Here is a 7,427-nt window from a genome sequence, read left to right on the forward strand (position 1 = left end):
GACGTTACAGGTCGTTCCCCGCGTAGGACTGGTTGAAGCTCTTGTTGACCAGGGGAAAGTCGGGCACGATCGTCTCGGCCAGTGCCACCGGCAGGGCCGGCCAGTTGAAATACGACGGGTCGACGATCTTCACCCGGCTGAGACGGCCGTCGGGGCCCAGTTCGACCCGTTGGCAGATCGTGCCGCGCCAGCCCTCGACCAGGGATACCCCGGTGCCGGCTCCGGCCGGGGCGACGCTCCGGCCGCTGCCCAGCCGGCCGTCCAGGCGGTGGATGAGGTCGGTAGCCACGTGGATCGACACCGCCAATTCCCCCGCGCGCACCCGATAGCGCCCGAGCACGTCGCCACCGGTGTCCGTGACGACGTGGAACGCCTCGCCGAGGTCGACGAACGGGTGGTCGCGGCGGGCATCCGCGTCGATGCCGGATGCCCGCGCCACGTAGCCGAGGGTGCCCATCGCCTCGGCCTGGCCGGTTGGGAGAGGGGCGGTTCCGGTGAACCGGTCCCGCACGATGGCATGGCCGAGGGTGATCGCGATGATCTCCTGCATGTCTGCCTGCACCTGGGCGAGCACCGCGGGATCTGGCAGCGCGAGCACGGCCGCGCCGCCGATGCTCAGGCCGCCGCGGAGGAAGCGGTGACCGGTCACCGACTGGTTCTGGCGGAGCAGGGTCTCCCGCAGCCGCTGGGTGTGCGAGTGCACGATGCCGAAGCCGACATCGTTGGCGAGGGAGCCGAGGTCGGAGACGTGGTTGTAGATCCGTTCGAGCTCGAGCAGGAGGGCGCGCAACATCCTGTCCTCTTCGGAGACCTCGATCCCGGCAGCAGCCTCGACGGCCATCAGCCAGGCCACGGTGTGGCCGGCCACGGTGTCACCGGTGACCTGTTCGGCCAGCTCGATCGCGTCCTGGGGCAGACGGCCCTCGAAGAGCCGCTCGACGCCCCGGTGCATGTACCACTGGCGAGCCTCCATCCGCACGATGGTCTCGCCGACAACCGAGAAACGGAAATGGCCGGGGTCGATGATGCCCGCGTGGATCGGGCCGACCGCGATCTCGTAGACGCCGGGGCCCTCCACCTCGACGAACGGGAACGACTCGGTGTCGGGCAGGAACTCGGGGGTGACCCTGGCGTCGCGGCGCATCGGGTACCAGCCACGCGGCCAGTGACCGTGGCGCACCAGGCGGAACGGCTGCGGGTGGTCGGCCGGCCGCACCCCGAACAGGTCGCGCATTCCCCGTTCGAAGTTGCCCGCGGGGTAGGAGAGATCGGCCAGGCTCGGGACCCAGGCGTCGTCGTAGGGCACCGGCACGACCAGGTCGATCCGGCGACGCGGGTACACCGCCGCGAAGGAGTAGACGACCCGCAGCGCGTCGCCGTCGTCGTGGCAGGTGATGATCGCGAGCCGGTTGCCGTCGGCGAGCACGGCGGCGGCCTGTTCACGCAGGTCGTCGCGGGTGAGCAGGCGCACCTCGGGGGTGCCGGCGGCGGCCGGGTTCGGGTTGGGCGTCACATTCGGTTGCGTCACTGGGCTCCTCCCAGAACCGCGGCCGCGCGCGCCAGGAGCGTGCCGACCGGCTCGGCGATGAAGGCCACCACGGCGGTGGTGCCCAGGGCGAGGATGAGCGGCAGACGCGGTCCGTGTGCCGACCGGTCCGGGGCCACGCGGACGGAGCCGGGGGTGGCGCCGGGGTCGGCGTCGACCCCGGCCGGGGCGCCGATGGTCATGGCGACGGTCAGCCGGGTGAGGGCCGCGAAGATGACGAGCAGCAGTACGAGCGCGACACCGACGACGACGCCCATCCCGGTGCCGAATCCGGCGACGATGATGCCGACCTCGGAGAAGAAGATGCTGAAGGGGGGGAACCCGACCAGGGCTGCCATGGCGATCAGCCACGGAACGGCCAGGCCGGGGCGGCGCACGAGGAGGGCCCGCACGTCGTCGATCCGGGGGGTGCCCTCCACCTCGAGGATGCGGCCGGACACCACGAAGAGCGTCGCCTTGGTGAGGCCGTGGCCGAGCACGTAGAGCAGTACGGCCGGCAGGGCAGCGGGGCCGATGGCCGCGCCCACGGCCATCATGCCCATGTGCTCGATGCTGGAGTAGGCCAGCATCCGCTTGAAGTCGCGCTGGCGGATCAGGAGGGCGGCGGCCACGAACAGGGACAGCAGGCCGCCGACGCTGAGCATCACCCGCAGGAAGTCCGGACCGATCACCGCGTCGGTGATGGTCTGGATGCGCAGGATGGCGTAGAGGGCGACCGCGAGCAGCACGCCGCTCATCAGCCCCGACACCGGCGCGGGGGCCTGGCTGTGCGCGTCGGGCAGCCAGCTGTGCATCGGGGCGAGTCCGGCCTTGGTCGCGAAACCGAGCACGGCCAGCGCGCCTCCCGCCCGGATCAGCGCCGGGTCGAGCGGTAGGTCGGTGTGGCTGAGCACCAGCCAGGACAGGGTCGGTTCGCCGGTGCCGCGCGAAGCGGCGTAGATCAGCACGATGCCGAGCAGGGCGATGGCGACGCCGACGGAGCCGAGGATGACGTACTTCCAGGCGGCCTCCAGCGACGAACGGGTGCGGTGGTGGCCGACCAGGAAGGCGGTGGTGATCGTGGTCGCCTCTACCGCTGCCCACATCAGCCCGATGTTGTCCGCCAAAACGGCGAGGGACATCGCTGCCAGGAACACCGAGATCAGGGCGTCGTAGGAGCCGACGAACCGGCCGGGGGCGGCCGTCGCGTGGCCCAGCCCGCCCCAGGTCGACACGAGACCCACCGCTCCGACCACGGTGAGCATGTACGCGGAGAGCGCGTCCGCGCGGAGCACGCCGCCCCCGAGGCTGGGGACCTTTCCATCGAGCACGGCGACGACCAGGAGCAGGCCGGAGAGCAGCACGGCGGCGCTGGACGCGACCGGGCCGAGGCGGCCGAGCGGGCGGGCGCCGCCGGTGAGGCTGAGCACGGCCAGGACGACCGGAACGGCCAGGGGGGTCCACAGGGCGAGGTCCATCAGTCGTGCAACTTTCTGAGCTGATCAATGTCGGTGTTGCCGAACTTGTTGCGCATCCGGCCGGCGAAGACGTACAGGATCACGACGACCAGCAGCACGTCGAGGGAGATTCCGAGCTCGAGGAACAGGGGGACCCCGCCGGAGGTGAGGAACGCGACCGTGGCGATGCCGTTGTCGAGCACGAGGAAACCGATCAGCTGCGACCCGGCCTGCCGCCGGGTGACCAGCAGGAGGAACCCGATCAGCACCATGGCGAGCCCGATCGGGGCGGCGTGGGCCGAGATGCTGGTGTCGCCGCTGAGCAGCCGGCTGGCGACGACGTAGCTGAGGATGGTCAGCAGTGCCACGGTGAGCAGGCCCGCCGTCGGGTTCAGCCGCGGTGCCTCATCCGTGCGCGTGGTGGCGCGGGTCTCGTGGGCGAGCACCCAGGGCAGGGCCATCCCCTTGACCAGCACCACGAGGACGGAGACGATGATCACCTCGGCCTCACGCTCCTCCACGCCGATCACGGCCACCAGGGCGGCCAGGGCGAAGCCCTGCACGCTGAGCAGCCGGATCGACGCGAGCAGGGAATGCCGCCAGACCATCAGGGCGCTGGTCAGCAGCAGCGCGCCGGTGCAGAGGCCGATCAGCTGGGGGAAGACGGAGGCGAACACGGATGCTCCTAAGCGACCAGGTAGGAGGCGGTCACGGCGAGCAGGGCGAGGGCGAACGACCCCGCCAGCAGCTCGGGCACCCGGAACAGGCGCACCTTGGCAAGGAAGACCTCGCCCACGCTGAGCGCGACGCCGAGCAGGAGGATCTTCGCGGTGACGGCGGCCAGGCCGACCAGCACCCCGGGCAGGGAGAAATCGGTCAGCACACCCCACGGCAGGATCAGGTTGCTGAGCAGGCCGAGCAGGGCGGCGAGCTTGAGCCAGGAGCCCAGCTCCAGCCAGGCCAGGTCGCGCCCGGAGGCCTCCAGCACCATGGCCTCGTGCAGCATGGTCAGTTCGAGGTGGGTGGAGGGGTTGTCGATGGGCAGCCGGCTGGTCTCGGCCATGATGGCGATGGCCAGGGCGACCATGGCCAGCAGGCTGACCGGGGAGATGATCACGGCCGGGTTCTGCAGCCGGGTCTCCACGATCAGGGAGAGGGTGGAGGTGCCGGCCGGGATCGACAGCGCGTAGACCGCGAGGAGCAGGGTCGGTTCGACCAGGGCGGCCACGGTCATGTGCCGGCTGGAGCCCATGCCGCCGAACGCGGTTCCCGCGTCCAGGCCGACCAGGGCCAGGGCCACCACGCCGATCAGCATCACCGACACGATGACGAACAGGTCGCTCGGCACCAGGGGCAGCGGGAGCGTGCCGACCAGCGGAAGCAACACGCAGAGCAGCAGGCTGGAGACGAGGAGCGTGGCCGGGCCGGCCGCGAGCATCCAGCTGCTGTCCGCCGCGCGCACCGGGTCCTTGGCTACAAGCTTTCGCACGTCCCGCCACGGCTGCCAGATCCCGGAGCCCGCGCGCCCCTCCAGCCGCGCCCGCACCTGGCGGATCACGCCGATCAGGAGAGGGGAGAGGAACACGAAGAGCACCAGCTGCAGCAGCGCGATCGCGATCGCCGCCAGGTTCACAGGGACACCACGATCAGCACGGCGAGCAGGGCGAGGAAGGAATAGGACAGGTAACGATGGATGCTCCCGTTCTGCGCCCGGCGGGCGAGGATGCCGAACCGCTGGGCGAGGTCGAGTACCGGGCGGTAGAACCGGGTCTCGATCACGTCGGAGACGGTCTGCTCGACGTGGACGCGTTCGACCAGGTAGCGGGATTCGCCGACGTGGGTCACCTCGACGTCGCGGGTGGGCCGCAGCACGTCGTCGAAGACCCGCACCAGAGGCTCGGCGTAGGACGTGGCGGTGTACTGCATTCGCGGCCGGAGCCTCGAGCCGCCGCCCGCCCAGGGCAGGGCCGACACGCGGGTGGGGTGGCGCCGGGATGAGACGAGGATGGCTGCCAGCACGGGGGCGAGCGCGAGCACGGCGAGGGCGACGAAGGTGGTGGGGTCAAGGACCACGTCGATCCCGCGCGCGTCGACGCCGGCCAGCCCGATCGTGCGCACGTCGGGTGTGAACGCCGGGCCGACGGCCGAGGCGAGGGCTTCGGCGAGCGGCCCGGGGAGCAGGCCGAGGCCGATCACGACAGTGGCGCCGATGATCAGCGGGATGCGCATGATGATCGGGACCTCGCGGGCCTGTTTCGCCTTCTCGGAGCGGGGGCGGGCCAGGAACGCGATGCCGTACGCCTTGACGAAGGTGAGCAGGGCCAGACCCGCGGTGAGGGCGATCACGGCCACGGCCAGCGGCATGGCCACGGACGCGGTGACGGAGACGACCTCCCCGCCGACCCGGGAGCCGTGCACGAGGGCCTGCAGCAGCATCCATTCGGCCACGAATCCGCTGGTCACCGGCAGGGCGGCGGCGCCGAGGGCTGACGCTCCGAACGCCGCGGCGGTCCAGGGCATGCGGCTGCCGAGCCCGCCGAGCCGGTCGAGGTTCATCTCGCGGGTGGACCGCGCCACCGCGCCGGCGCCGAGGAAGAGGGTGGCCTTGAACACCGCGTGGCTGACCATCAGCAGCAGGGCGGCGAGAAGGGCGGCGTCGGCGGCGCCCGTGGCGTGGTCGCCGCGCAGCAGCACGGAGGCGCCGAGGCCGAGGAAGACCAGACCCATGTTCTCGGTCGTGGAGTAGGCCAGCAGCACCTTGAGGTTGCTCGCCACCGAGGCCTGCAGGATTCCGTAGAGGGCGGAGACGCCGCCGAGCACCATGATCAGAACGCCCCACCAGGCCGGGCCGTTCGGCAGGAACCGCACGCAGACCAGGAGGGCGCCGTAGACGCCGATGTTGACCATGGCGCCGCTCATCGCGGCGGCGACATGGCCGGGGGCCTCCGGCAGCACCCGGGGCACCCAGACGTGCAGGGGCACGAGCTCGGCCTTGCCGCCGAAGCCGAGGAGGAGGAGCACAAAGGCGAGGCTCGCCTGCCAGGATGCCGGGTCCAGGGTCGCCAGCGCCGCGAATCCCGTTCCACCGGTGGCACCGGCCAGCACGGCCAAGCCGGCCAGCACGAAGAAGAAGCTCAGCTGGCTCATCGCCGAGTACCAGACCAGGGCCGACGCGACCGTGCCGCGGGTCGCGTGGTGGGCCAGCAGGAGTGCTGTCGAGCCCAGGGTCATGATCTCCCACAACAACAGGAAGGACACGACGTCGGTGGCGGCCGGCACCAGCTGCATCCCGAACAGGAACACCGCCATCGACGCCCAGGCGGTGCGGGAGGCGGAGGCAACCCTGGCGGAGCCGATGCCGAACAGCGACGCGAGCACGCCGACCACCGACACGATCACCATGACGAGGCCGCCGAGTCGGTCGGGGGAGAGCACGAGTGGGTCAAGGGGCAGCGCGGTGGGGATCGTGAGCGAGCCCCGGCCCCCGGTGAGTGCGATCGCGCCGGTGACGACGCCGCCGGTGGCGAGCAGGGCGCAGAGGATCCCGCTCACCCGCGAACGCCAGCGGTCGGACGGGACCAGCAGGGCGGTCGTGACGGCCGCGGCGAGCAGAGCGACCTGGCCGAGCATCCCGGCCTCGACGGGCGTCATCGGCCGGTCATCCGGCGCAGGGCCTCGACGATGAGGGCCGGTGCGGGCGGGTTGCCCGGCACGGAGAGGTCGACGGGGACGAAATCGGACACGGGGCCGGCAATCCCGTAGCCCTCCGCGAAGACGCCGCCGGTGAGCGCGCAATCCCCGACCGCGATCACGAAGCGGGGGGTGGGGGTGGCGTCGACCGTGCGCCGCAGGGGTTCGACCATGTTGCGGGTCACCGCTCCGGTGATCAGGAGCACGTCGGCGTGTCGCGGCGAGGCAACCAGGCGGATGCCGTACCGCTCCACGTCGTAGACCGGGCCGAAGGCGCTCGCGACTTCCTGGGCGCAGTCATTGCAGCCGCCGGCGTTGATGAAACGCACCTGTACGCTCCCGCCGAAGACGTCGGCGCCGGCGAAGAGAGCCGGGGCGGGCGGGGCCGGTTCGGCGATGCGCCCGCTCTGCCGGATCAGGGCGGCCAGCCGCTTGACGCTCACCTCAGGCCTCGGTGATCGTGCGGATGCTGGCGGTCATCGCGTTCTCGGTTCTCGCTGCGGGTGGTCCATTCGGCGCCGTCCCTGAGTCGACAGTAGCAGCGTGGACCCGGTGGGCATCGGGTCGAACGGCACGCTAAATATCATTACTTCTTTATATACCTATATGATGGATTTATCAAATAGATGTGCCGGGTGGGCCCTGGCCCCGTGCGGTCCGGGATGCCGCGCCGCTTTCCGCAGGCCGCGACTGCGGTCGCGGGGGCGGACTGCGGAAAGCGGCGCGGGCTGGCGGGCGAGCGGCGGCGCGGGCTG

Annotated in this window: 6 protein-coding genes; all 6 read right to left on the reverse strand. The window is 71.1% G+C overall.

The window, feature by feature from the left end:
* Positions 1-4: 4 nt before the first annotated feature.
* Genes E3O19_RS14000 through E3O19_RS14025 form a run of 6 tightly spaced genes read right to left on the reverse strand, consistent with a single transcriptional unit; the run spans position 5 to position 7,115 of the window.
* Positions 5-1,528, reverse strand: coding sequence for a hydrogenase large subunit (locus E3O19_RS14000; protein WP_198413920.1), 1,524 nt, complete (start codon positions 1,526-1,528; stop codon positions 5-7).
* Positions 1,525-3,003 (reverse strand): proton-conducting transporter transmembrane domain-containing protein, encoded by a 1,479-nt coding sequence (locus tag E3O19_RS14005; protein WP_134568557.1) that lies wholly within the window; start codon positions 3,001-3,003, stop codon positions 1,525-1,527. The genes E3O19_RS14000 and E3O19_RS14005 overlap by 4 nt, the downstream gene beginning before the upstream one ends.
* Complete coding sequence (locus tag E3O19_RS14010) at positions 3,003-3,659, reverse strand: hypothetical protein (RefSeq protein ID WP_134568559.1); 657 nt, start codon at positions 3,657-3,659, stop codon at positions 3,003-3,005. The genes E3O19_RS14005 and E3O19_RS14010 overlap by 1 nt, the downstream gene beginning before the upstream one ends.
* An 8-nt stretch (positions 3,660-3,667) precedes the next feature.
* Entirely contained in the window at positions 3,668-4,615 is a 948-nt protein-coding gene (locus tag E3O19_RS14015; RefSeq protein WP_134568561.1) for a respiratory chain complex I subunit 1 family protein, read from the reverse strand.
* Positions 4,612-6,633, reverse strand: coding sequence for a proton-conducting transporter transmembrane domain-containing protein (locus E3O19_RS14020; protein ID WP_134568563.1), 2,022 nt, complete (start codon positions 6,631-6,633; stop codon positions 4,612-4,614). The genes E3O19_RS14015 and E3O19_RS14020 overlap by 4 nt, the downstream gene beginning before the upstream one ends.
* Positions 6,630-7,115 (reverse strand): NADH-quinone oxidoreductase subunit B family protein, encoded by a 486-nt coding sequence (locus E3O19_RS14025; RefSeq protein ID WP_134568565.1) that lies wholly within the window; start codon positions 7,113-7,115, stop codon positions 6,630-6,632. Before E3O19_RS14025 ends, E3O19_RS14020 begins: the two co-directional genes overlap by 4 nt.
* Between the last annotated feature and the right edge of the window lie 312 nt (positions 7,116-7,427).

The sequence above is a fragment of the Cryobacterium algoritolerans genome, from assembly GCF_004402785.1.
Taxonomy (GTDB): Bacteria; Actinomycetota; Actinomycetes; order Actinomycetales; family Microbacteriaceae; genus Cryobacterium; species Cryobacterium algoritolerans.